We start from the raw sequence: 23,706 nt of genomic DNA, 5'->3' as shown, positions 1-23,706 counted from the left end.
TCAGCGGCCGAGCCCCGCAACGGCCTCGACGGCGGCCCCAACGGATGCCGCTGCCTCGGCGGTGTCTTCCGCCGTCGTACTGGCCGCTAGTGTGAATCGCACCGCCGTGCGGGCGACCTCGTCGCTGAAGCCCATGCCGGTCAATACATGGCTGGCGTCATCGCTGCCGGCAGCACAGGCGGACCCGCTTGAACACACGATGCCGCGTCGTTCCAATTCGAGGAGCACCGCCTCACCGCTGGTTCCGGGAAAGACGAACGATGCAGTTCCGGGGAGCCGATCCGTGGGGTGGCCGGTCAGGCGCGCCGCGGGGGTATCCAGGAGGACCGCGGCGATGAAATCGTTGCGAAGCAGAGTGATCCGCTGAGCAGCTTCGACGCGTTCCGTAGTGACCAGTGCCAGGGCCGTGGCACAGGCCACCGCGCCGGCGACGTTCTCGGTGCCGCTGCGTTTGCCCCGTTCCTGCCCGCCGCCGTGGAGCAGCGGCTCAAGCGGCAGGCGACCGCGCACGAACAGCGCGCCGACGCCGGGGGGAGCGCCGAGCTTGTGACCGGACAGGCTCAGCGCGTCCACTCCGAGCACGTTCACATCTAGCGGAAGCCAGCCGCCGGCCTGGACGGCGTCGGTGTGGAAGGGCACCCGGGCAGCCCGGGCGATGGCGGCGAGCTGGGCAATCGGCTGGACGGTTCCGACCTCGTTGTTGGCGTAGTGCACGGAGACGAGCCGGGTTTCGGGGCGGATTGCCGCACGGAGGTCGTCGGCGGGCACGCGGCCCTCCGCATCCGTGTGCAGGTAGGTGATCTCGAAACCGTGGCGGCGCCGCAGGTAGTCGCAGGATTCGAGCACGGCCTCGTGCTCGATCGTTGTCGTGATCACGTGCCCACCGAACGAGGCCGCCGGGAGCGCGCCGAGCGCAAGACCCTTGATCGCGAGATTGTCTGCTTCCGTGCCGCCGCTCGTGAAGACCACGTCGCCGGGTCGGCAGCCGAGAGAGAGGGCGACGCTGCGCCGCGCCTGCAGCAGGGCGGCCGCTGCGGCCTCGCCGACTCGGTGATGGCTCGACGGATTGCCGAATGCGCCGGTTAGGAACGGCCACATGGCTTCGAGCGCTTCCCGCCGCACGGGGGTCGTGGCCGCGTTGTCGAGGTAGATCACGGCCCGCCTCAGCCTTCGGTGTTCACCACGACGTCGAGACCGAGGTCGAGGGAACGAACGCTGTGGGTGAGGGCGCCCACCGAGATGATGTCCACACCGGATGCCGCGATGTCGGCGACGGTCTCGAGTGACACTCCGCCGCTGGCCTCGACCAGGGCGCGTCCGGCTACGAGGTAGACGCCGGCGCGCAGATCCGCGGGGCTGAAGTTGTCGAGCATGATCGTGTCGATCCCGGCGGCGAGCACGTCTTCAACTTGGTCGAGCCGGTCGACCTCGACCTCGAAGTGGGTGGTGTGCGAGAGACGGCTGCGCACGTCGAGCAGGGCCGCCGTGAGGCCGAGCGGGCCGGCCGCCAGCACGGCCAGGTGATTGTCCTTCGCCATGACGGTGTCGGAGAGGCTGAAACGGTGGTTGTGTCCGCCGCCATCACGAACTGCGGAACGTTCGAGGGCGCGCAGGCCGGGCGTGGTCTTGCGGGTGTCCACGATGCGGGCTCGCGTGCCGGCCGCCTCGGCGACATAGCGTGCGGTCAGGGTGGCGATGCCGCTCATCCGCTGCACGAAATTGAGGCCGATTCGTTCGGCCTGCAACACGCCCCGGGCCGGTCCGCTCACCTCGGCGAGCACGCTCCCCGCCGCGAAGGGAGTGCCGTCTGCGACGAGAAGGTCGACCGTGATGCTCGGGTCGGTTAGGCGGAAAGCCGCGGCGAAGACCTGCCCGCCGCTGAATACGCCGGACTCCCGGGCCTGGAGCCGCGCCGTGGCGACGGCATCGCGGGGGATCAGAACCTCTGAGGTGAGGTCGCCCCATGGGGCATCCTCGGTCAGGGCGGCCTGGACGACGGTATCTATCGAGTGCGCGGTCAGCATGCGATGGCCTCCTTGGCCGTGGTACGGGGTAGGCCTGTGGGCTGGGTCCAGGCGACAGACCGGGCCAGGTCCGGTCGGACGTGAGGGTAGTCGTCGCGATGGTGGGCCCCGCGGGATTCGGTGCGGGCGAGCGCAGAGGTGACGGCCAGCCGGGCGAGGTCGAGCAGATTGCGGTCTTCGAGCTGCCGAACCGTCAGCCCCGCGGCGTGCGCCGGGTCGGGCGAGGTCCAGCCGGCGAGGGTCTCCGCGGCCGCGGCGAGCCCCGCGCCGGATCGATGTACCCCAGCCGCGTCCCACATCACACTTTGCAGTTTTCCCCGTGAAAATCCCTCCGCGAAATCGACGGAGAATGCGGGCGACACTCCGGGTACTGGATCAGAAACGCCAGCGTGGTCGGCAGAATCTCCGTCGAGTTCGGCGCGGGGAAAAGCCAGGGCGCGCACGGCACGGTCGGCGAAGACCGCGGCCTCGAGCAGGGAGTTGGAGGCCAGCCGGTTGGCGCCGTGGGCACCCGAGCGGGCGACCTCGCCGGCGGCGAAGAGCCCCGGCAGGCTGGTGCGGCCCCACACGTCGGTGGTCACGCCGCCCATCCAATAGTGGGCGGCGGGCGCCACGGGAATGGGGTCGACGGCCCAATCCAGGCCGGCGGTGCGGCACGCCGCGGTGATGGTGGGAAAACGTGTCTCGAGCAGGTCACGGCCGAGGGCTGTCGCGTCCAGGAGTACGGGGTCACCGTCTTGGGCAGCCATCTCGCGTGCAATCGCGCGAGCCACAACGTCGCGCGGGGCGAGTTCGGCCCCGGGGGTTCCGAGCATAAAACGCTCGCCACGTCGATTGCGCAGTACCGCCCCCTCTCCCCGGACCGCTTCTGACACGAGCGGTGTGCCCGGAACAGCGAGGGCGGTCGGGTGGAACTGATAGAACTCCAGATCCGCCACCGCAGCCCCTGCGCGCCATGCTGCGGCAACGCCGTCGCCGGTGGCGACGGTCGGATTGGTCGTGTACTTGAAGAGCGTCCCCGCGCCGCCGGTGGCCAGAATCACGGCGTCAGCTTCGAGCGAGCGCGCGCCATCTTCAGGCCCGAGTACCGTCACCCCCGTTACGGTGCCGGCGTGAACGATCAGGTCAATGAGCATGGTGTGCTCGAGGATGATGATTCCCGTTTCGGAATATATCTCCGGCCGTGGGCTCGTGCGTCGCGCGCGCTGCCGAACCGTGGCCACCAGAGCCCTCTGAATGGCCGCTCCGGTGGCGTCGCCGCCCGAGTGCAGCACTCTCGATCGGGAGTGCGCCGCTTCGAGGCCCCTGGCGATGCCGGACTCGTCGTGGTCGAAGTCCACCCCGAACCGGATGAGATCCCGCACTCGGGCCGGGCCTTCGGCGCACAGTACCTCAACGGCGTCGGCGTCGCACAGGCCGGCTCCGGCTCGCAGGGTATCGAGCACGTGGGCGGCCACGGAGTCGTCCGGAAAGAGCGCGGCCGCAATGCCGCCCTGAGCGTAGCGGGTATTGCTTTCCGGAAGTGTGGCCTTGGTCACCAGGGTCACCCGGTGTCCGGCATCCGTTGCCCGTACCGCAGCAGTGAGACCGGCCAGGCCGCTACCGACCACGATCACTGATGACATGTCAGGCCTGTCCGACCAGAACGGGTGCGGCGGCCGGCGGCCTGGCGGCGAGCATGCGCTCCAGGGCAACCTCGGCGTGGACCGCGTCGCTCGCGGGAACCTGGATTCGATTCAGCACCTCGGGCGCGCGGCCATCGACTCCCACGAGTCCCTCAAGCACCCAGGCCAGATAACCGGCGTGAATGCGGTACATGGTTGAGCAGGGGCAGATCACCGGGTCGAGGCAGAAGATGGTGTGCTCGGGGTGCTGGGCCGCGAGGCGCTGCACGAGGTTGATCTCGGTGCCGATCGCGAATGTCGATCCGGCGGGCGCCGCCGCGATGGCTTTGCCGATGAAGTCTGTGGAGCCGGCGGAATCGGCCGCGTCGACGACGGCCATCGGGCACTCCGGGTGCACGATCACGTTCACGCCGGGATGGGTCTGACGCGCCTGGGTAATCTGGTCCACGGTGAAGCGGCGGTGCACGCTGCAGAAGCCGTGCCACAGGATGACCCTGGCGTCGTCGAGCTCGGTCGCCGTGCTGCCGCCGAGCGGCTTGCGCGGGTTCCACATCGGCATCTGCTCCAGAGGGACGCCCATGGCCTTGGCCGTGTTGCGTCCCAGGTGCTGGTCGGGAAAGAACAGCACGCGCTGCCCCCGCTCGAAGGCCCACCCAAGTACGGTCTGCGCGTTCGAGCTCGTGCAGACGATTCCACCGTGTTCGCCGCAGAAGGCCTTGAGCGCCGCGGAGGAGTTCATGTAGGTGACGGGAATGACGGGGACCCGTCCGGAGGCATCCGCCTGGGTGCCGTAGAGGTCTTCGAGCTGTTCCCAGCACTCCGTGACGGAGTCGAGGTCGGCCATGTCGGCCATCGAGCATCCGGCGGCCAGGTTCGGCAGAATGACGGCCTGCTCCGGCCCGGAGAGGAGGTCGGCGGTCTCCGCCATGAAATGCACGCCGCAGAAAACTATCGCTTCAGCCTCAGGCCGACTCTTCGTGGCCTGCGCGAGCTGGAAGGAGTCGCCCACGAAATCGGCGTGCTGCAGAACCTCGTCACGCTGATAGAAATGCCCGAGAATGACGACCCTGTCACCGAGGGTGGCTTTGGCCGAGCGGATGCGCGCAGCCAGCTCCTCGGGCGTCGCGCGGCGATAGGTTTCGGGCAATTCCCCCTGTCTCGGTGACCCGGTCGGGATCACGTCGCCCATCGATGAACCGGGGCCGTAGCCGGGTGCTGCCGCGTCGAATTCCCACGGAGCGGTGACCAGATCGGGGCTGCAGGTGCTGCCCGACGCCGCTCCGGTGCTGATGAGCTGAATTGTGCGGTCAACCGATGGGATCGTCATGGGGTTCTCCTGGATGTTCCTGTGGCGCATGCTCGAGTGTCGCTGTGAGTGAATTGGGGCTGCCGGACGGTCCCTGGTTCGGGTGGGACTCGGAATCGTTGTAGCGGTAGAGGCGGGCCGGGCGATGTCGGGCGCCGGCGACCTGTCGGCCGGTATCGATCAACGTGCCGGAGGATTCGACGGACCGGCGAAAGTTGGCGGGGTCGAGGGGCTTTCGAAGCACGGCCTCGTGCACCTCGCGCAGTTGGGTGAGAGTGAAGGTGTCGCCCAGGAAAGCATGGGCGATACGCGAATATTCCACCTTTGTGCGCAGGCGCCAGAGGGCGTATTCCACGATGCGGTTGTGGTCGAAGGCGAGGGGAGGCAGTCGGTCGGCGGCGAACCAGCGCACGTTGTCACCTTCGGCCGCGCGCGCTGCCTCATCGGACTGCACGAGTGCCCAATAGACGATCGAGACGACCCGGTTGCCGGGGGAACGGTTGAGATCGCCGAACGTGTACAACTGTTCGAGGTAGGTCGGCGCGAGGGCTGTCGTCTCGTGCAGGGTACGCGCGGCGGCGGCGGCGAGTTCCTCCGCATCGGGCAGCCAACCACCAGGGAGCGCCCACTGATTCCGGTGCGGTTCCCTCGTGCGGCGCACCAGGGGAAGCCAGAGCATCTTCATGCCGGAGTTGGCGTCCGGACGCAGTGCGAAAATAACCGTCGACACGGCAAGCGTGGCGCCAGGGTTTCGTTGCGCGGGTGAGGCGGGCATCGGTATCCAGAGGTAAAGGTCAAAGTGACTCTAACTAGAATGGCCAGTATATAGTCACAATGACCTTAAGTGGAAGGATCGCTAGCCTTTTTGCAGGGATGTCTCTGTGACGGCGCGAGCGCGCCGCACGCCCATGCCAGTCATGCCCCACAGGGTGACTCTTCCCATCGCCTCGATGACGATGCGTCCGCTCATCTTCGATGAACCCAGCGTGCGTTCCACGAAGGTGATCGGAACCTCCACGACCGTGAGTCGGGCACGAACGGCGTGCAAGAGCATGTCGATCTGAAAGCAGTAGCCGAGACTCTCGACGCTCGAGAGCTTCATGCTGTCGAGCGCATGCGCGGAGTACACCCGGAATCCGCCCGTGACGTCACGTTGCGGGAGTCGGAGCAGCGCCCGTGAGTAGATTGATCCGCCCCGAGACAACGCGCGGCGGTGCCAGGGCCAGTTCTTCACGGCGCCACCGGGAACCCACCGTGAACCCATCACGACATCGGCAGTCGCGGCCGCAGCCAGAAGATCTGGGAGTTGCTCCGGGAGGTGCGAACCGTCCGCGTCAAGTTGAACGAGCTGGTCGTATCCGTGTGAGAGTCCCCAGCCGAAGCCGTCGAGGTAGGCGGCACCGAGGCCCGTTTTGTCGTGTCGATGCAGAACGTGCACGGCGGCATCTGCCGCGGATAGCTCGTCGGCCAAGACGCCGGTGCCGTCCGGCGAGGAATCGTCGACCACGAGCACATGGGCGGCCGGAACGCTGGCGCGCACCCGCGCCACAATGAGCGGGATGTTTTCACATTCGTTGTATGTCGGAATGATCACCAGAGTGTTGGCCATGAAACTACCTCGTCATTTCGATGATGGTGGTGCGATTCACAAGTATGGTCTGTCCAACTGAGAATCCCTGCTGGTTCAGCGAATCCTCATGATCTGCGGAGTTTCAGGCGCGCGGTTGTGAATCTCATTTCCACACGATATTCACGCTCCTGCCGGCGGTGAAGCCCCCGTCCGGGTATCGGAACCGGGGCTAGACTGCCGGAATAATCGCCCCCGGGTGCCGTAACGACGCTGAGGTGAGTTGCATGAGTTTCATTGTTGATCGGCTGGACAGTGCGGCCCTGAAGGCCTTGACACCCGCGCGAAGACTGCGTCTGCAGAATCCGCGTAGCCTCCTCGTGGGGTTCATCACGCTGCACACGGTCTTTCTCTTCGCACTGCTTCCCACGATTCTGACCGGCCGGGTTCTCGGAGATCTGCCGCTGTACCGTATCTGGGCCGAACTGGGTCTGAACCACGAGGTCTGGCAGGGCATCAGCGTGGAGTGGGTCTATCCGATTGGTGCCCTCTTGCCGATCGCCCTCGCGGGAGTGGCCGGCCCGCTGCTCTATCAACTCCTCTGGTTTCTGATGACAGTTGCGCTCAACGCCGTCGCGGTGCTCTCGCTGACCTCCGGTGGCCGCCGTCGGAGTGGCTACCAGGCAGCTTGGTTGTGGCTCCTGCTGAGCTTCGTCCTCAGCCCGGTCGGGCTGCTGCGGCTGGAAGGGTTGACGGCGCCCTTGGTTATCGCCGGGTTGGTCTTCCTCTCCACCCGTCCGGTACTGGCCGGAATCCTCCTGAGCATCGCAACCTGGATCAAGGTCTGGCCCGCCGCTGTGGTTCTGGCCGTGGTCGCCGTGTCCCGTCGGCGCATCACCGTCATCCTCACCGGGGCAACCGTCACGGCCTGCGTAGCGGCCTTCGTCTGGGCGACCGGCGGAATCCAGTTCCTCTCCGGCTTTGTGACCATGCAATCCGATCGCGCGCTGCAGTTGGAAGCTCCCGTCACCACACCGTGGGTGTGGCTTGCGGCGATCGGCCATCGACAGACGACGATCTACGAAAATGTCGCTATCGCCACGCGGGAGGTCAGTGGACCGGGAACGTCAGTGACAGCAGCGCTGATGACGCCGCTGATGTTCGCCGCCATTCTGGTGATTTTCACGCTGACGCTGGTCGCGCACCGTCGAACGAAGGATTCCCACGCCTTGCTGCTCGTCAGCGCTCTCGCCCTGGTCGGTGCCTTCGTCGTCTTCAACAAGGTCGGCTCTCCGCAATACATGTTGTGGATCGCGCCGATCATAGCCCTGGGCGTGGCCCAGGATGGGTGGCGTTGGCGCGTTCCGGCCTACCTCATGATCATCATCGCCGTCCTGACAACCCTGGTGTTTCCGGTCTTCTACCTGCCCCTGATCGATGGAGCCCTCTTCGCCGTGCTCCTTCTGACGGTGCGCAATGCGCTCCTCGTCGTGCTGTTCGGCTGGTCCCTGCGCGTGCTGTGGGGCCTCGCCCGCGGAGGCGTAGCGGGCGAGGCCCCACAGCACGCGCAGGGGGTACAACGCGGGGTTCGCGTCGACCGATGATGCCGGCACGAAGACTAGGCTGGCCGAATGGGCGATGACGGCACGGCAGCAACTGGAGCGGACGTGGGATTTGCCGTCGCGCAATTCCGTCCGGGAACCGATGAAGCGGCAAACCTTGCCGACATGCGCGTGCTCGCAGCACGGGCGGCGCGCCGTGGTGCGTCCGTCGTCGTGTTTCCCGAATACTCGTCCTTTTGCGAGGTGCCGCTCGGTGAAGCTTCAGCGGGAGCCGCGCAAAGTCTAGAAGGTCCCTTCGTTTCGGCTCTGCGCGACCTCGCCATCGATCTTGGGGTTTTCGTGGTTGCGGGCATGCTCGAGGTGACCGATGAAGCGGAGCGCTTCGCGAACACCGTTGTGGCGCTGAGTCCCGACGGCCGACTCCTAGCGACCTATCGAAAGCTGCACCTCTACGACGCCTTCGGGGAGCAGGAATCGGCACGTGTCCAGGCCGGGGCGATTGAGTCCCCACAGACCTTTGACGTGCAGGGCCTGACGGTGGGGCTGCAAACCTGTTACGACATCCGCTTTCCAGAGGTCACGAGACGGCTCGTTGATGCCGGCGCCGATGTTGTGCTCGTTCCCGCCGAATGGATGCGGGGGCCGCTCAAGGAACAGCAGTGGCGCACCCTGCTGACGGCCCGCGCTCTCGAGAACACCATCTATGTGGTCGCCGCCGACCAGGCACCGCCGATTGGGGTGGGTCAGAGTATGGTCGTCGACCCCATGGGGGTCGAGATCGCCACGATCGGCGAAACGTCCGACGTCGCGGTGGCCTGGATCAGCCGGGCACGGATCTCCTCTGTGCGCGCGATCAATCCGGCCCTCTCTCAGCGGCGCTTCGGTGTGGTGGCCCTTGACCGGGTCGAACTGCCGGAGGCCTAGCGCAGTGTGGCTTTCGTCGCCCGCGAGGGGGCGGCCGTTCGGATGTTGGTGGACGGTTCGAAGCGGAGAGCCTTGTCGGGCTCGGCGTTGACGTTCTCCTCGCCCGTCACGATCAGTCCCTGAGAGCTGTTCGCGGACCGGGTGAGCTGGGCCACCCAATTCGGATTGATGCTGGGCGGGTGTCCTCCGGCGAACTTGAAGTAGAGCGGAATCGCCGGATGCAGCCAAGCCGAACTGCGCCCGTCCCCGACGACAGCGGCATCCCGCCAGGACAGCAGGAAGCTCTCCCCACGTCGCAACTTCTGGATGATCACGAGTTGTAGGTGCGCGAGCACGCGATCGTCGAATTCGACCACTACCCGGTCGTAGGTCAAGGAACCCATGGTGTCGCTTTCTGTCATCGCTCAAGGGCCGGAACGGTGCAAGCGGCGCTGACACAGCATTTTTGCCGGGGCCTTAAGTGTGCTCTGTTTGGGGGCCAGGATCAAGCGAATGCCAACCTTCTGCGGGCCCGGACAGTAAATGGCCTAGGAGCGTGTGTCAGTAACGCCTATTCGACCTTGGTGTGAGGAATTGCCGTTCAGGACCGTCTGTGCGGTCGGGGGTTTCTTGTCCGGTGGTTGAGTCGTTCGGGTTGGCGTTGTTCGTGTGCCGACTGAAAATAGGGCCAGTGCTGCGTTGACGGCGCAGGCCGGGGCCGTTGCCGCCCGCCGGGGCAGTCCCGCCTTGATGTTTAGGTGGCCGTTCGGGCTGTTAGGGCGCTTGGCGCGGCCAGCAGCGCTTTAGTTTGCATGGTGTGTAGCTTCATCAGGTTGTGGCAGGCCGCGATCAGGTCCCATTCGTGGGCGGCTTGCTCCAACCCGCGCAGCAACACGAATTTGCCTTGCCGAGTGTGGATCTGACCGAACACGGGCTCCACGATCGCTTTGCGCCGCGCATAAACGGCGCGGCCTTTCTTCGTCTTGAGCTTCCGCGCCATGCGTTCCCGCAGCGTCGCATTGGCCGGGATCCGGCCCCGAGGAACTTCAGGAACACGCTCGCCGTGCTTGACCCGGCCGGTCGCGATGAAAAACTCGGTCCGGCCGTCGCTGCCATCTTCAACAGTCTTCGCGTAGTCCAGATTTGTTGCGGAACAATACCCGGCATCCGCCAGGACCTGCCGGGGCAGGACGCCGGTCGTGGCGTGGAGTTTCTCGACCAGCGGCACGACCTGTTCAACATCCACGCCAATATTCGTCAGCGTCGTCGCGACGATGATCTGATGGTCGGCATCAACGATGGCCTGTGCGTTGTAGGCGTAGTGGAACGATCCGTCGGCGGTCTTCATGATCCGTGAATCCGGGTCGGTGAAGTTGCGTTGAGCCTTCGGAGCAACAACGGCGTTCTTCGCCGCGTCGTCACCCTTCTGCGCCACAGTATCGTCATCGTCGCCCTTGTCCCTGGCCTTCTTCTCCGCGTCTTTCCGCGCCCGCGCCGCTGCAGCTGCCTCCAAGCCAGCGCGCGCTTCGGCCAGTTTCACCAAGCGTGACTCCCGCCGGGCAAGCTCCGGCGGCAACTCATCACCGCGTTTGTCCTTTCCGAAACGAGCGTCCTCCGCGTCATCGATCGCGTCCGCCTCCGCCAGCAGCGCAGAGACTTCGTCGGCGAGGACTTTCTGCTTCTCCGTCAGGCGGGCGTAACTCATCGCCTTGCGCCGAGAGGCATTCGCGCGCACTTTCGTGCCGTCCAACGCGACCTGCCCGAGCGAGACCATTCCGGCCGCACGGCACAGTTCCAACGCCTGCAAGAACACGTTCCCCAGACTGGAGAGGTGGCGTTTTCGGAACCGGGCGATGGAACGAAAATCAGGTGCCTGCTGCGCCGCCAACCAGCGAAACGCGACCACGTCCACGCACACCCGCTCCAACTCCCGTGACGAGCGAACTCCGACACAATACCCGTAAAGGAGCACCCGGACCATCAACCGTGGGTCATAGGGCGGCTGCCCCTTCGACTTCGCGTAAGAGGCGTAGAACTTCTTCAGATCCAGCTGAGTTTCAACGATATCCGCGATGAACCGAGACAGGTGATTCTGCGGCAACCACTCATCCAACGACGGCGGCACCAACATCACCGCCGCCGGCTCAAATGCCCGGAACCGTTTGTTCACACCGGCCCCCGCCTCAACACCGTCATCCACGACCACGTCAACGTGCTCAAGTTCCGTCGCGGGGAAGAGGCCATCAGAATCGCTCATACGCAATTTTCCCAGACCAACACCCCAAGCCCGGGAAATCGACCGGCGTTTTAAACTTTGGTGTTACTGACCCACGCTCCTAGACGGCCAGGGCCTGCAGAACGTCGTACGGCCGTTCGATATGGCCGAAATGTCCAGTGTCCGGGATCGTCGCGATGCTGAAATCCGCGAGCACTTCATGCAGGAGGAGTGCATCGCTTGGGGCAACGAAGACGTCCCAGTCGCCGTGGCTCGCTCGCACGGGACAGCGGATGCGCGCCCAGGCGCCCGCCGCGTCGTACGTTCCCGCCCGCTCCGACGCGATGCTGAAGCCGGCGGGTCGGACCTCGTGACCGAGAGCGTCGATCACGCTCCGGTGAATGCGCGCCGGGTGACGGAACAGTGGTGCCACCAGAGGACGCAGCAGCGAAACCCTGGCGAGTCCGGCCACGAATGCGCGTCCGGCTGTGCCGGTGACGCGCAGCAGCCGCATAACCTGCAGCAGGGAGGTATAGCCGGGGAGCAAACCGAATCCGGCCAGCGGATGACGAACGCTCTGGATCACAGAGAAGGTTGTGGCCGAGACGAGGCCGACCGACACCGTCTCCCGCGACTCGGCGGCCGCGAGCTGCAGGGCGATCAGCCCGCCCATCGAGTGGCCGATGACAATCCAGCGGCGGTAGCCCAGTGCGCGGGCCACGTCGGCAACGGTGTCGGCCATCGTTTCGATGGTCAACCGTGCGGCATCGGCGGGAAGCGGGCTGTCCCCCCAGCCCGGCAGATCGGGAATGATAAGGTCTGTCAGCGTCGGGAGGGCGGCCCGCTGTGTCGATTCCGGCGCGCTCCGGGCATCCGCTGCGGAGATCAGGGGTGTCCACGTCGTCCACGAGCCGGCCGCGCCATGGAGCAGGATGGTCGCGGTGTCGCTGCCGGTGCGTCGTCCGTGTCGCACGGAGACTGTGCCGACGCCGAGCCGCATCGAGCTCGTGGTGAGGCCGAAATAACGTGCATCCGTCTCGAGCGCGAATGGGCTGTACTGCTCCGCCATGACAGCCGCTTTCGGCGCAGCGTGGCGGCCCGGGCGACGAGTGAGGACGGTGGTCATAACTGTGGTTCGTCGCGCGGGGCCGCATGGATTGGCCGACACCCCCTTCTTTCCCCTCGAGCGCGTCGAGGGGATTCTCAGGGAGGAATACTCCGCGCAGGGTGCCCGTTGTCACCGAGACGACAACGGAAAGAGCGACCAGTGAAATTGTTTTCCCCGATGAACCTCGGCGAGCTGCGCCTGAACAACCGCCTCGTCATGGCCCCCCTGACGCGCACCCGATCCGGGGCGGCCGGTATTCCCGGAGAGATGGTGGCTGAACACTACGCCCAGCGGGCCACGCTCGGCCTCATCGTCACAGAGGGCACCTACCCGAGCCACGCCGGTCAGGGCTTTCCCGGCCAGCCTGGACTCGTCACCACCGAGCAGATCGAAGGCTGGCGGCGCGTTGCCGACGGCGTACACGCGGCCGGCGGACAGATTGTCGCCCAGGTCATGCATGCAGGCCGGGTGACCCATGAGGCCACGACCGGAGGACGCCAGGTCGTGGGTCCGAGCGCCATCGCCATCGCCGGCGAGACGCGAACGTACGAGGGCAAGTTACCCTATCCGGTGCCGCATGCTCTGAACGCGGAGGAGCTCGCTGGCGTGATCGAAGAGTTCGTGCAGGCGTCGCGCAATGCCATCGCGGCGGGACTTGACGGCGTGGAGATCCACGGGGCCAACGGCTACCTGCTTCACGAATTCCTCTCCCCAGCGTCCAACCAGCGGGAGGATGCCTTCGGCGGCTCGCCGGCGCACCGCGCCCGTTTCGTCATCGAGGTCGTGACGGCGGTGGCGGATGCCATCGGTGCCGGCCGCGTGGGACTGCGCATCTCTCCGGAGCACAACATCCAGGATGCTCTGGAGACCGAATCGGCCGATGTCGTTGACACCTATGGCGCGCTGGTTGACGCCCTCGCTCCGCTCGGCCTCGCCTACCTCAGCGTGCTGCATGCAGAGCCCACCGGAACGCTCGTGCAGAACCTTCGCCGTCGCTTTGCCGGGCCTGTTCTGGTCAACAGCGGATTCGGCGCCATGACGACGCGCGCAGAAGCCCTGGACCTCCTGAACGACGGACACGCCGAGGCCGTCGTGGTGGGCCGTCCCGCGATTGCGAATCCCGACCTCGCCTACCGCTGGCAGGAAGACCTGCCGCTGAATGAGCCGAACGCCGCGACGTTCTATGGTGACGGCCCCGAGGGCTACACGGACTACCCCGTCCTCGTTCGAGCCTAGGAAGCGCGCGCCGAGAGCACCGACAGCGCGGCCGCGGCCCGCTCGAGCACGTCGACCTTCTTGCAGTAGGCGAAACGCACGAGCGGGGCGTAGTCCGCACGGTAGCGAGGCGAGCAGAAAGCCGTCACCGGTACGGCGACGACCCCCGCGAGCTCGGGGAGGACTCGGCAGAATTCTGCCCCGTCGGAGAACCCGAGACTGGTCGCGTCGGCGACGATGAAATACGACCCCGCAGGCAATCGGATGCCGAAGCCGGCGGCGGTCAACCCGCGCGCGAGAACATCACGCTTGGCCCGGAGTTCTGCGGCCGCCGTTGAGTAGAAGGCGTCCGGCAGATCGAAGCCGATGGCGATGGCCGGCTGAAACGGGGCACCGTTCACGTAGGTGAGGAACTGCTTGACCGAGAGGATCGCCGTGACGAGGGCGGGCGGAGCGGTGAGCCACCCTACCTTCCACCCCGTGAGGCTGAACGTCTTGCCCGCTGACGAGATGGTGATGGTTCGTTCGGCAGCACCGGCAAGGGTGCTGATTGGGATGTGCGGCACATCGAAGGTCAGATGCTCGTAGACCTCATCGGTAACGATGACGGCATCGTGTCGGTGTGCGAGTTGCACGATCAACTCGAGCGTGCCCCTGGCAAGCACAGTTCCGGTCGGGTTGTGCGGATCGTTCACGATGATGAGCCGGGTGCGGTCGGTCACGGTGTCGCGGAGAACATCGAGATCCGGTTGGAAATCGGGGCGCGCAGCGGCACGGTGCGATGAACGCCGCCGGCGAGGGAGATCAGGCCGCCGTACGCGTCGTAGAACGGCTCGAACGTGACGACCTCGTCACCGGGTTCCAGCAGGGCAAGGATCGTCGCAGCCAGTGCCTCGGTGGCGCCCGCCGTCACGAGCACTTCGGTGTCAGGGTCGACGCGCAGGCCGTAGAACCTGTGCTGGTGACGGCTGATCGCCGCACGGAGGCCGGGTGTTCCCCGCCCGGGCGGGTACTGGTTCTCGCCGTCGGTGATCGCTCGCCGTGCCGCCTCGAGCACCTCCTCAGGCCCGTCCTCATCGGGAAACCCCTGGCCCAGATTGATTGCGCCGGTCCGCACCGCAAGCGCGCTCATTTCCGCAAAAACGCTCGCCGCCACGCTGCCGTCTGCGGCGAGAAGTCCTGCGCCGGCTGCCGTGCGGCGCCAGGCACCCGAAATAGTCATCGTGGAATCCCCATGTGTTCCAAACTACGACATCGTCTTCGTGAGAAACTGGCGGTCAGGTCATTGATGGCTCCCAGCCTGTCCATATCAAACGTTCAGGTTTGGGCGCAAAGCTGACATTGCTTGGAAGGAGCACCCCATGACTGACAAAAACCAGGATTCCGGTCCCGCGCCCGAACCCCACGACGAGACCGCTTCTTTCTCGGTGAACGGTTCCGGAGAGGCCGCCGCTGCGCCGCGCGCCGCAGAAGACTCCGGCCAGCTGGAGACACCTCCGCCGGTCGTAGAGGCCTTCCCGCCTGTCGTCGAGAATCCGGTGCTGCCCGTCGACGCCCAGCCCGTCGAAGCCGCGCCGGCCGTGTACCCGACAGCGCCGGCCGTGTACCCTAGCCCGCCCGCCGGTCCTGCCGCGAGCGCGTCGGATGCCACGTCAACGGCGGCCTACCCGACGGATGCATTCGGCCGCCCCGTGACAGGGACACCCACCCAGGACTATGCGACCGCCGACGGAAACCAGACGGCCCCCGTCGGACCCACCCTGGCCAAGGATTCGGCCAAACGCCGCAGCAGCATTGGACTGATCGCGGCGCTCGCCATCGCCGCGCTCGTCGGTGGGGCATCCGGCGCCGGTATCTACGCCCTCGCCGACTCGAACCAGAGTTCGAGTGTGCCGTCCAACCAATCCCAGGGTGCGAGCAACGTCGTCGTGAACAACACCGACAGCGTTAACGAGATCACCGCCGTGGCGGCCAAAGCCTCACCGAGCGTCGTTACGATCGAGGTCACTAGCGGGCAAGACGGCGGCACCGGCTCCGGCGTCATCCTCAGTGAAGATGGCTACGTTCTCACGAACACGCACGTGGTCACCCTGGACGGAGCCGTGGGAGACGCCGCGATTCAGGTCAAGGCCAATGACGGCACGTTATATGCGGCCACGGTAGTGGGCACGGATCCGGTCTCAGACCTCGCGGTCATCAAGCTCACAGATGCCTCCGGCCTGACCCCCATTCAGTGGGCAGATTCCTCGAAGCTCAACGTCGGCGACACTGCCATCGCCATCGGTTCGCCGCTCGGCCTCGCGGGAACCGTTACCAACGGCATTGTGAGCGCGCTGAACCGCAGCATTACGGTGGCTTCCTCGGCCGCGCCGTCCACCCCGGACCAGACCATGCCCGACCAGGGCGAGGGCGCGAACCCGTTTGATTTCTGGAACTTCGACATTCCCAACCAGGACGGCACGCAGCAGGCGGCGCCGCAGGCCACGGGGAGCATCTCCCTGCCCGTCATCCAGACGGATGCCGCGATCAATCCCGGCAACTCCGGTGGCGCCCTGCTAAACAGCAAGGGCGAGCTGATTGGCATCAACGTGGCGATTGCGAATGCGGGCGGCAGCGGTGCCGCTTCGGCCGCCGGCAGCATCGGCGTGGGCTTCTCCATTCCCTCCAACTTCGCCGAGCGCATCTCCCAGGAAATCATCGCCGACGGCAAGGCAAGCCACGGGCTGCTCGGGGCAAGCGTTCAGTCCGCAGCAAGCGACTCCGCCAGCACGACAGTGGGAGCCCTGATTATGGAGATCTCCTCGGGCGGAGCCGCCGAGAAGGCGGGACTGAGGGCTGGCGACATCGTCACTAATTTCAACGGTGTGCCCATCACGGATCCCAACGACCTCACCGCGCAGGTGCGCGTGCTGCCGGCCGGAGGAACGGCAGACCTCACGTATGTGCGTGACGGCCAGTCCACCACGGTCTCCGTGACCGTGGGCGAGCTTTCGAGCTGACCCGCGACACTTCTTCCCGCGCAGAATGAAGGCGCCCTCGGATTGCCCGGGGGCGCCTTCGCTGTGCGCGGGTCCAGCGTGAGGGACGCAATGCTAGGCTCGGTCGCCTACCCAACTACCGGAAAGTGGGCCAGCCGCGTGCGCCAAAGTGGTGACCAACTCCTGCCGGGGGTCTCGTATGTGATGCCCGTGCTCAACGAGGTGACGCATGTGCGGGCCGCCGTCGTCAGTCTGCTGCAGCAGGACTATACCGGGCCCTTCGAGGTCACGCTCGCCCTCGGGCCGAGTATCGACGGCACGACCGAGCTGGTGGAAGAAATGGCCGCAGTCGATAGCCGCATTCGGATCGTGCCCAATGAGGTGGGATCCACCCCGGCCGGGCTCAACACCGCCATTCGGGCCTCGAAGTATGCGGTCGTTATTCGGGTGGATGCCCACTCAGTTCTTCCGCCGGACTACGCCCGACTCGCGGTGGAGACGCTGGAACGTACCGCCGCCGACAACGTGGGGGGCATCATGGATGCCCGGGGCGTGAGCCCGTTCGAGAAGGCCGTCGCGCGCGCCTACGGCACGCGCATCGGCCTCGGCGGCACGCCGCACCACGTGGGGGGCAAGGAGGGTACGGCGGAAACTGTGTACCTCGGCTGCTTCCGCACCGAGAGCATTCTCGCGGTGGGCCTCTTCGACGAGGGCGTCAAACGCGGCCAGGACTGGGACCTCAACCGTCGCCTGCGCGAGGCCGGGGGCACGGTCTGGTTCACTCCTCGGCTTCGGGTGCTCTACCGCCCGCGGCCGAGCCTCGCGAAGCTGGGCCGTCAGATGCTCTCAACGGGCCTGTGGCGCGGAGAACTCGCGCGCCGGTATCCCGCGGCCAACGGCATCCGCTACTTTATTCCGCCCGTGATGGTGCTCGGAGTGACTGTGGGCGTTCTGCTCGGCCTGGCCGGTGTCGGTCAGGCACTCTGGGGCACCACACCGTGGCTGTTGATCGGCTTCCTCCTGCCCGCTGGATACCTCGCGATCGTGGTCGGGGCCACGATCGTGGTGGCCCGTCCAGACGGGTTTCGTGCGGTCCTAAACTTTCTCGTAGTCTTGCCGTGCATTCATTTCTGCTGGGGCATCGGCTTTGTCCTCGGGTTTCTCAAGCTCACCAGCAACATCACGGCACACACGGGAAGATAACCATGACGCAAGCTTCACCCGGATCCGCGCGGCCTGCGTCGATCGCCGAGTTGCGCCGGGTGGCGCAGCCGCCAGAGGTGCGCCTGCGGGCCAATGCGGAACACTGGACCGCCAGCCTGTACCTACGTGATCTCTCGCCGTACGTCACCTGGATGCTCCTGAAGACCCGCATCTCCGCCAACGGGGTGACCGGTCTGATGATCCTCGTTGGGTGGTCGACCGCGGCTGCGCTGCTTATTCCGGGGATCTGGGGCGCGCTGCTTGCCCTGATTCTCGGACAGCTGCAGATGCTGATCGATTGCTGCGACGGTGAGGTGGCCCGGTGGCGCCGCACATCGTCCCCCGCGGGGGTTTTCCTCGACAAGGTGGGCCATTACTCCACGGAATCGCTCATTCCGATCGCTCTGGGATTTCGCGCCGCAGCGTATCCCATTGACGCTCCGGCCGACTTCCTCTGGACCAGCCTCGCCCTGCTCCTGGCCCTGATTATCGTGCTCAATAAAGCTCTGAACGACATGGTACATGTGGCGCGGGCCAATGCCGGCCTGACCAAACTGGCCGACACACAGGGCGAAAAGACGCCCACCTCGAGCCTGCTGAAGCGCGTACGCCGCCTTGCCCGGTTCCTGCCCTTCCACCGCCTGTATCACTCGGTTGAGCTCACCATGGTAATCTTCGCTGCTGCCCTGTTCGGTTTGATATTCGGTGAGCCGCTGGTCGACCGCGTGCTGCTCGTCGTTTTGGTTCCCTTGGCCTTCCTGTCGTTGATTGGGCATTTCGTAGCCATCATGGGTTCGAAGCGTGTCCGTTCCTGAGTCGAGCGTCGGCCGCGTCGGTTCGTCCATCCCCACGGTCGGCGTCGTCGTGCTCACGCAGGGCACGCGGCCGCACGACCTTGCGCGTGGTATCCGCAGCCTGCTGGCTCAGGAGGGCGTGCACCTCGACGTGGTCTGTGTGGGAAACGGTTGGCAACCCATCGACCTGCCGAGCCACGTGAGGACTCTCGGGCTGCCCACCAATCTCGGTATCCCCGCCGGCCGAAACCGTGGCGTCTCTCAGGTGAGCGGCGAGTTCCTGTTCTTTCTCGACGATGACGCGAGCATCCCCGATCCGTTCTTCCTGCGCGAGGCCATCGACAAGTTGCGCGCGGATCCGTCGATTGGGCTGCTTCAACCCCGTGTGGTGGATCCGACGGGCCTGGCGTCGCCGCGGCGCTGGATACCCCGCATTCGCAAGGGTGAGGCGACCGAGTCCGGCGCCGTGTTCTCGGTGTGGGAAGGGGCTGTGTTGCTGCCGCGAGCCGTTTTCGATGCCACCGGAGGCTGGGCCGAACCGTTCTTCTACGCCCACGAGGGTATCGAGCTCGCCTGGCGGGTCTGGGACCAGGGCCTGAGGGCCTGGTATGCGGGGGATTTGGAGGCCAATCACCCCTTCATGCACCCCACCAGGCATTCTGAGTACTACCGTCTCAACGCCCGGAACAGGGTCTGGCTGGCGCGCCGTAACCTGCCCGCCGTGCTCGTGCCGGTGTACGTGGGATCCTGGACCCTCATTCAGATCGTGCGGTGGTCGCGGGACCGTGCCGCGCTCCGGGCGTGGTTCGGCGGCTGGCGCGAGGGGTGGCGCAGCGACCCGGGGGAGCGTCGAGTGCTGTCGGCACGAACCGTGTGGCGGATGTCGGTGGCCGGGCGCCCGCCACTTGTCTGAGACGCCCAAAGGGTAGGCTTAAGACGTGGGTATTCAGAAGGACGTCAGGCGCGCATTCAAGTTGGTCAGGGACGTCTCGGCGTCACGCAAAGCGCAGAAGTTGCTCACGGGCCGGCTGGCCGCACTGGATACGCTTCCGAAGAATCACTTCACAATCGCGGTGTACTTCGCCGACGGGCCCGTGAACATGTACCAGTTGCGCCAGTGGTACAAACCACTCGTGAAGCTCGCGGAGACCTGGCCGGTTCTGGTGTTGAGCCGTACCGGCGGCGGAACTCTGAGGCTCATGCAGGAATCGCCCCTGCCGGTGACCTACGTGAGACGGGTGTCAGACCTGGAACACGTCATTGCGGAGCAAAACATTCGCATCGTGTTCTATATCAATCAGAACCCGCGTAACTTCCAGATGATGCGTTACGGGCGCATGTGGCACGTCTTCATCAATCATGGTGAGAGCGACAAGATGTATATGGTGACGAACCAGTTCAAGGCCTACGACTACTCCCTCGTAGCCGGCGAAGCGGCCCTCGCTCGTTTGAACCGCGTGCTGTGGGACTACGACTTCGACAAGCGAGCCATTTCCATCGGGCGCCCGCAGGCTGACCACTTCTCCGGGCCGCTCCCGTACACACCCGACGAGCGACAGGTCGTGCTCTACGCTCCCACATGGGAGGGCGACCGTCCGGCCGCGGCGTATGGATCGGTGGCGACGCACGGCGTCGCCCTCGTCACCGCGCTGCTGGGCACCGGGGAGCACCGGGTCATCTATCGACCGCACCCGAGAAGCGGAGTCGTCGACCATGAATACGCCGTGGCGAACAAGCGCATCATTGCGGCGCTGTCCGCGGCGAACGCTCGAGACCCTGCCGCACACCACATTTTCGATACCGGTCCCGATCTCGGCTGGCAGCTGTCGGCGGCCGACGTGGCCATCGTTGACATTTCGGCCATGGTCTACGACCGGCTCGCGGCGGGAAAACCGCTCATGATCACCCGTCCCGTCAACCCGGCGGCGCTCATCGACACGAGCGGGTATCTGTCGGACTGCGAATGGCTCGAAGCTTCCGACGCTTCGGAGATTCCGCGGGTGCTACGCGCCCTGGCGAACAACCGAACGGCGTCCGCTCGACTCGACGCGTGGGTCCACCATTACTTCGGAGACACGACGCCGGGCTCGTCCACGGCACGGTTTCACTCGGTGGTGGACGGCCTCATGCACGAATGGAAGCGCCATGCCGCCATACACGCCGGCGACGACGTCTATGACCAGTCCGACGCCACCCGGGACCTGGCGGACCGGGATCTGGCTGAGCGGGCCTCGCATGAGTCTGAGCGGCGCGCGACAGACGACTAGTCCGATCTGTGGCTGAGTCTGAACTCCGGCTGAGTCTGAACTCCGGCTGAGTCTGAACTCCGGCCTAGTCTGAACTCCGGTCCTAGTCTAAACTCCGGCCAGGTTCGGATTCTGCGGGATCGTCGTCAGAGACTGACTGTGTGCCGCGCCGCCCACGGGGGAGCATCGCTCGGGTGCCGGAACTGATTCTGGCCAGGGAACGTGAGGCGCGCTCCGAGGCCGAGCCCGCGAGCCTGGGCCGCACCACGGCCAGACGAATGGTGGGTTCGAGTTCCGGGCCCAGAATCAGGGGAGCGGGCCCGAACGCGAGTCGTGACGAGTGCACGACTCGTTTACCGAGCAGGTGGTTGCCCGTTCCGCCGATGACAGCTCCGACCCCGAAGGGCAGTGCCTTGCCGAGCAGGCTCACGCCCCCCTTTGCGGCGAATTGTCGGATGAAGACCGCCTTGAGCTTGTCGGTGAGCGGTCCGAGAATAGTGCGCGGAAGGCTTGTCGTGATGAGTTCACCCCAGTATGCGGTGCGGGCAGTACCCCCGCCCGTGAATTGACCCGCGAGCTGGCGCACGAGGTCGGATCCTTCAGTGCCAAGCATCATGGTCATCACCAGTGCTCTGGCTCGCTCCGGGTCATCGATGGTGAGCCCGTGCACTTCGCTCACTGACTGGGCGAATAGGGCGGTGGCTTCCAGAAACCCGGCCGTTTCCACGCCGGAGAGGGCGAGGGTGATGCCGGTGCCAACCCCCGGGATAACGGCGGTGGCACCCACGAAAGCCCCGCCAGTCGTGACGGCCGTGAGATAGCGACGCTCGAGCACACGCACGATCTCGTCCGGGGTTGCGCGAGGGTTGTGCCGACGGATCGCGCGGATGTGCGCAAGTACCACGGGCCGGTGAATCGCCAGCAGACGATCAAAACCGCGCACGAAGCCGGCGGGAAGTTGCCCGCCCTGCGGACTCCCTCCAGTTGAGGATGCGAGTGGTGCGGGGGTCCTGGCCACGGCAGATCTCCTTCAGTGTCATATTCGAGCTTACGTGCCCCACGCGGGGTCTGGTAAAGGCAGGGCGGGTCGACTAAACAGTACGTATGCCTGATGTCACTTCCGAAGCCAGCCGACTCTTGGGCCTTCGACTTCGCGAGCGACGCCTCGCCCTGTCCCTCAATCAGGAGGCGGTGGCCCTGGCGGCGGGGCTGAATGTTTCCAACTATGCGCGAATCGATCGCGGCCACGGTAACCCGACATTCCATACCCTGATTCGCCTCGCGACGGTGCTCCAGCTTGACCTCAGCGAACTGCTCGAGGGTTTTGGCGCGGGGCGGCTGCCGCCCGGCCGCTCGGTCGGAGTGCCTCAGGCAGGCTTGATCCCGTACTCGGCGTTGTAGCGCACCAGCACGTCCTGAATGGGCCCGTCGAGCACAAGCGTGCCCTTGTCGAGGTAGAGCGCACGGGTGCAGAAGCGTCGCAGGTCGCGCTCGTTGTGGGAGACGATGAAGAGTGTGCGCCCCCCGGCCAGCAGTTCCTCGATGCGCCGATAGCATTTTTCTCGAAACGCCTTGTCGCCCACGGCGAGCACCTCATCGACCAGAATGATGGGTTCCTCGAGTCGTGAGATGACGGCGAAGGCGATACGCACCTTCATCCCGCTGGAGAGATGTTTGTAGGGCGTGTCGATGAAATCTGCGATCTCGGCGAATTCGATGATCTCGTTGAAGCGGGCATCGACCTGCTTGCGGGTCATGCCGTGCAGCCCCGCGGTGAGGTACACGTTGTCGCGCACGCTGAGATCGTCGACGAAACCACCGGTGATCTCGATGAGTGGAGCCACTCCTTCGGTGACGTGCACGACGCCCTCATCGGGAAGTACGACACCCGTCACGAGTTTCAGGAGTGTGGACTTGCCCTGGCCGTTGCGTCCGACGACGCCGATTGCCTCGCCACGATGCACGGTGAACGACACGTGCTGCAGGGCCCAGAATTCCCCGGGGCGGCTCCGACGACTGCGCGCGGCGAAGAGATCCTTGAAGTTTCGGCGTCCCCGGCGGTTACGGCGGAAGCGGATGCCCACATCCGTCAGCGAGATGACCGGCGCGGCTGCGGGCGCCGTGTTGGCTGTCGAGGGCACTAGATCTCCTTCAGCACGGCGCGCTCGGTGCGCGAGAAGACGAACAGCCCAACGGCGAGGAAGGCCAGGGACAGGATCGCGCTCATCGACACCGCGAACCAGTCCAGCTGCTCGGGGAAGAACGCGGACCGGTACAGGCTGAAGATTCCGCTGAGGGGATTGAAGGCCGCCCAGAAATGCAGGTTGGCCGGCAGGTCCGCGGTGCTGTAGATGATCGGCGACGCGTAGAAGAGAAACCGCAGGATGAGCTTGACGGCCCGTTCCAGATCACGGAAGAACACCACGAGCGGAGCAATCAGCAGCCCGACACCCGCCGTGAGTGAGGCCTGCAGCAGGATGGCCAGGGGAAAGAACAGCGCGTCGGCATTGAGTTCCGCGCCGTAGACGATCGCGAACAGCACCAGGACGGGTATCGACGCGAGGAACTCGATGCCCTTGGACAACACGAGGCGATTGACCCAGATCGTGCGGGGTATCCGTGTCGAGCGGATGAGCTTGGCCTCGCGCAGAAAGGCGCGTGTGCAGTCTGAGATGGCTCCGTTGAACCACATCCACGGCAGGAGGGCGGAGAGCAGGAAGACGATATAGGGCGTTGCGCCGACGTCTCGCTGAAACACCTGGGTGAAGACGAACCAGTAAATTCCGGCCATTACCAGCGGGTCCAGGATGGACCAGAAGTATCCAAGAACGGACGTTGAATATCGAACGCGCAGGTCACGCCGGGTCAACAGCCACAGGGAATGCCAATAACGCGCAAACGGGGTGCGCTGTTGCGGACGCACTCGGGCGAAACTACTCACGCGATCTATCGTAGGTGAG

General features: G+C 65.5%; 21 protein-coding genes and 1 pseudogene. 9 read left to right on the top strand and 13 right to left on the bottom strand.

The features are described 5' to 3' along the window. The 6 genes from BJ997_RS11830 to BJ997_RS11805 all read right to left on the bottom strand — a co-directional run bounded on the left by BJ997_RS11830 (window position 1) and on the right by BJ997_RS11805 (window position 6,564). The gene (locus tag BJ997_RS11830; RefSeq protein ID WP_035834855.1) at window positions 1-1,155 is read right to left on the bottom strand and encodes a cysteine desulfurase family protein; all 1,155 of its coding nucleotides are present in this window, start codon (window positions 1,153-1,155) and stop codon (window positions 1-3) included. 8 nt (window positions 1,156-1,163) lie between these two features. After that, a complete protein-coding gene (gene nadC, locus BJ997_RS11825) occupies window positions 1,164-2,024 on the bottom strand; it encodes a carboxylating nicotinate-nucleotide diphosphorylase (RefSeq protein WP_035834857.1) in 861 nt (286 codons plus the stop codon). After that, the gene (gene nadB, locus BJ997_RS11820; RefSeq protein ID WP_052541885.1) at window positions 2,018-3,649 is read right to left on the bottom strand and encodes an L-aspartate oxidase; all 1,632 of its coding nucleotides are present in this window, start codon (window positions 3,647-3,649) and stop codon (window positions 2,018-2,020) included. The genes nadC and nadB overlap by 7 nt, the downstream gene beginning before the upstream one ends. 1 nt (window position 3,650) lies before the next feature. Then, window positions 3,651-4,976 carry a quinolinate synthase NadA gene (gene nadA / locus BJ997_RS11815; RefSeq protein ID WP_035834859.1) on the bottom strand — a complete coding sequence of 442 codons (1,326 nt, stop codon included), beginning with the start codon at window positions 4,974-4,976 and terminating at the stop codon, window positions 3,651-3,653. Continuing rightward, complete coding sequence (locus tag BJ997_RS11810) at window positions 4,957-5,730, bottom strand: NUDIX hydrolase (protein ID WP_084140997.1); 774 nt, start codon at window positions 5,728-5,730, stop codon at window positions 4,957-4,959. Before BJ997_RS11810 ends, nadA begins: the two co-directional genes overlap by 20 nt. An 81-nt stretch (window positions 5,731-5,811) precedes the next feature. Further along, on the bottom strand, window positions 5,812-6,564 hold the full coding sequence (locus BJ997_RS11805; protein WP_035834860.1) for a polyprenol monophosphomannose synthase: 753 nt from the start codon (window positions 6,562-6,564) through the stop codon (window positions 5,812-5,814). A gap of 245 nt (window positions 6,565-6,809) precedes the next feature. Here BJ997_RS11805 and BJ997_RS11800 point away from each other — a divergent pair, with 245 nt between their 5' ends. Both BJ997_RS11800 and BJ997_RS11795 read left to right on the top strand, forming a co-directional pair. Continuing rightward, a complete protein-coding gene (locus BJ997_RS11800; RefSeq protein ID WP_052541886.1) occupies window positions 6,810-8,126 on the top strand; it encodes a glycosyltransferase 87 family protein in 1,317 nt (438 codons plus the stop codon). Window positions 8,127-8,153: 27 nt separating this feature from the next. Next, on the top strand, window positions 8,154-9,008 hold the full coding sequence (locus BJ997_RS11795; RefSeq protein WP_052541887.1) for a carbon-nitrogen hydrolase family protein: 855 nt from the start codon (window positions 8,154-8,156) through the stop codon (window positions 9,006-9,008). Here BJ997_RS11795 and BJ997_RS11790 read toward each other — a convergent pair. The 3 genes from BJ997_RS11790 to BJ997_RS11780 form a co-directional block, all read right to left on the bottom strand. Further along, window positions 9,005-9,409 (bottom strand): DUF7882 family protein, encoded by a 405-nt coding sequence (locus tag BJ997_RS11790; RefSeq protein WP_338042543.1) that lies wholly within the window; start codon window positions 9,407-9,409, stop codon window positions 9,005-9,007. The genes BJ997_RS11795 and BJ997_RS11790 overlap by 4 nt on opposite strands. Window positions 9,410-9,741: 332 nt before the next feature. After that, window positions 9,742-11,157 (bottom strand): IS1182 family transposase, encoded by a 1,416-nt coding sequence (locus BJ997_RS11785; RefSeq protein ID WP_152602377.1) that lies wholly within the window; start codon window positions 11,155-11,157, stop codon window positions 9,742-9,744. A gap of 166 nt (window positions 11,158-11,323) precedes the next feature. Next, window positions 11,324-12,271, bottom strand: a complete 948-nt coding sequence (locus tag BJ997_RS11780; RefSeq protein ID WP_160175899.1) for an alpha/beta fold hydrolase — start codon at window positions 12,269-12,271, stop codon at window positions 11,324-11,326. Window positions 12,272-12,469: 198 nt separating this feature from the next. On the opposite strand from BJ997_RS11780, the gene BJ997_RS11775 reads away from it, so the two are divergent. Then, complete coding sequence (locus tag BJ997_RS11775; RefSeq protein ID WP_035837937.1) at window positions 12,470-13,546, top strand: alkene reductase; 1,077 nt, start codon at window positions 12,470-12,472, stop codon at window positions 13,544-13,546. On the opposite strand, the pseudogene BJ997_RS11770 reads toward BJ997_RS11775, so the two are convergent. Beyond that, window positions 13,543-14,747 (bottom strand): annotated as a pseudogene (locus BJ997_RS11770) (aminotransferase class I/II-fold pyridoxal phosphate-dependent enzyme). The gene BJ997_RS11775 and the pseudogene BJ997_RS11770 overlap by 4 nt on opposite strands. A gap of 139 nt (window positions 14,748-14,886) precedes the next feature. Here BJ997_RS11770 and BJ997_RS11765 point away from each other — a divergent pair. From BJ997_RS11765 to BJ997_RS11745, 5 genes are all read left to right on the top strand, one after another. Further along, entirely contained in the window at window positions 14,887-16,524 is a 1,638-nt protein-coding gene (locus tag BJ997_RS11765; RefSeq protein WP_035837935.1) for a S1C family serine protease, read from the top strand. A gap of 183 nt (window positions 16,525-16,707) precedes the next feature. Beyond that, the gene (locus BJ997_RS11760) at window positions 16,708-17,706 is read left to right on the top strand and encodes a glycosyltransferase family 2 protein (protein WP_052542467.1); all 999 of its coding nucleotides are present in this window, start codon (window positions 16,708-16,710) and stop codon (window positions 17,704-17,706) included. Window positions 17,707-17,708: 2 nt separating this feature from the next. Further along, window positions 17,709-18,521 carry a CDP-alcohol phosphatidyltransferase family protein gene (locus BJ997_RS11755; protein ID WP_035837932.1) on the top strand — a complete coding sequence of 271 codons (813 nt, stop codon included), beginning with the start codon at window positions 17,709-17,711 and terminating at the stop codon, window positions 18,519-18,521. Then, window positions 18,508-19,413 carry a glycosyltransferase family 2 protein gene (locus BJ997_RS11750; protein WP_052542465.1) on the top strand — a complete coding sequence of 302 codons (906 nt, stop codon included), beginning with the start codon at window positions 18,508-18,510 and terminating at the stop codon, window positions 19,411-19,413. Before BJ997_RS11755 ends, BJ997_RS11750 begins: the two co-directional genes overlap by 14 nt. Before the next feature lie 25 nt (window positions 19,414-19,438). Further along, the gene (locus tag BJ997_RS11745; RefSeq protein ID WP_052542464.1) at window positions 19,439-20,767 is read left to right on the top strand and encodes a hypothetical protein; all 1,329 of its coding nucleotides are present in this window, start codon (window positions 19,439-19,441) and stop codon (window positions 20,765-20,767) included. An 82-nt stretch (window positions 20,768-20,849) separates the two neighbouring features. On the opposite strand, the gene BJ997_RS11740 is transcribed toward BJ997_RS11745, so the two are convergent. Then, on the bottom strand, window positions 20,850-21,764 hold the full coding sequence (locus tag BJ997_RS11740) for a hypothetical protein (protein WP_084141406.1): 915 nt from the start codon (window positions 21,762-21,764) through the stop codon (window positions 20,850-20,852). Between the two features lie 86 nt (window positions 21,765-21,850). Here BJ997_RS11740 and BJ997_RS11735 point away from each other — a divergent pair, with 86 nt between their 5' ends. Next, a complete protein-coding gene (locus BJ997_RS11735) occupies window positions 21,851-22,147 on the top strand; it encodes a helix-turn-helix domain-containing protein (RefSeq protein ID WP_052542462.1) in 297 nt (98 codons plus the stop codon). Here the strand turns inward: BJ997_RS11735 and BJ997_RS11730 are convergent. Together BJ997_RS11730 and BJ997_RS11725 are read right to left on the bottom strand one after the other, a co-directional pair. After that, on the bottom strand, window positions 22,114-22,887 hold the full coding sequence (locus BJ997_RS11730) for an ABC transporter ATP-binding protein (protein WP_052542461.1): 774 nt from the start codon (window positions 22,885-22,887) through the stop codon (window positions 22,114-22,116). The genes BJ997_RS11735 and BJ997_RS11730 overlap by 34 nt on opposite strands. Continuing rightward, a complete protein-coding gene (locus BJ997_RS11725; protein ID WP_236629065.1) occupies window positions 22,887-23,687 on the bottom strand; it encodes an ABC transporter permease in 801 nt (266 codons plus the stop codon). Before BJ997_RS11725 ends, BJ997_RS11730 begins: the two co-directional genes overlap by 1 nt. Between the last annotated feature and the right edge of the window lie 19 nt (window positions 23,688-23,706).

It is taken from the genome of Cryobacterium roopkundense (genome assembly GCF_014200405.1).
Lineage (GTDB): Bacteria > Actinomycetota > Actinomycetes > Actinomycetales > Microbacteriaceae > Cryobacterium > Cryobacterium roopkundense.
The sequence above is the reverse complement of the archived record's forward strand: the minus strand, read 5'-3'. Positions and strand labels throughout refer to the sequence as shown.

Bases quoted from the DNA above. Each gene is read 5' to 3' on its own strand.
- nadC (WP_035834857.1), bottom strand. From the start codon at position 2,024: ATGCTGACCGCGCACTCGATAGATACCGTCGTCCAGGCCGCCCTGACC.
- nadB (WP_052541885.1), bottom strand. From the start codon at position 3,649: ATGTCATCAGTGATCGTGGTCGGTAGCGGCCTGGCCGGTCTCACTGCT.
- nadA (WP_035834859.1), bottom strand. From the start codon at position 4,976: ATGACGATCCCATCGGTTGACCGCACAATTCAGCTCATCAGCACCGGA.
- BJ997_RS11810 (WP_084140997.1), bottom strand. From the start codon at position 5,730: ATGCCCGCCTCACCCGCGCAACGAAACCCTGGCGCCACGCTTGCCGTG.
- BJ997_RS11805 (WP_035834860.1), bottom strand. From the start codon at position 6,564: ATGGCCAACACTCTGGTGATCATTCCGACATACAACGAATGTGAAAAC.
- BJ997_RS11800 (WP_052541886.1), top strand. From the start codon at position 6,810: ATGAGTTTCATTGTTGATCGGCTGGACAGTGCGGCCCTGAAGGCCTTG.
- BJ997_RS11795 (WP_052541887.1), top strand. From the start codon at position 8,154: ATGGGCGATGACGGCACGGCAGCAACTGGAGCGGACGTGGGATTTGCC.
- BJ997_RS11790 (WP_338042543.1), bottom strand. From the start codon at position 9,409: ATGACAGAAAGCGACACCATGGGTTCCTTGACCTACGACCGGGTAGTG.
- BJ997_RS11780 (WP_160175899.1), bottom strand. From the start codon at position 12,271: ATGGCGGAGCAGTACAGCCCATTCGCGCTCGAGACGGATGCACGTTAT.
- BJ997_RS11765 (WP_035837935.1), top strand. From the start codon at position 14,887: ATGACTGACAAAAACCAGGATTCCGGTCCCGCGCCCGAACCCCACGAC.
- BJ997_RS11760 (WP_052542467.1), top strand. From the start codon at position 16,708: ATGCCCGTGCTCAACGAGGTGACGCATGTGCGGGCCGCCGTCGTCAGT.
- BJ997_RS11755 (WP_035837932.1), top strand. From the start codon at position 17,709: ATGACGCAAGCTTCACCCGGATCCGCGCGGCCTGCGTCGATCGCCGAG.
- BJ997_RS11735 (WP_052542462.1), top strand. From the start codon at position 21,851: ATGCCTGATGTCACTTCCGAAGCCAGCCGACTCTTGGGCCTTCGACTT.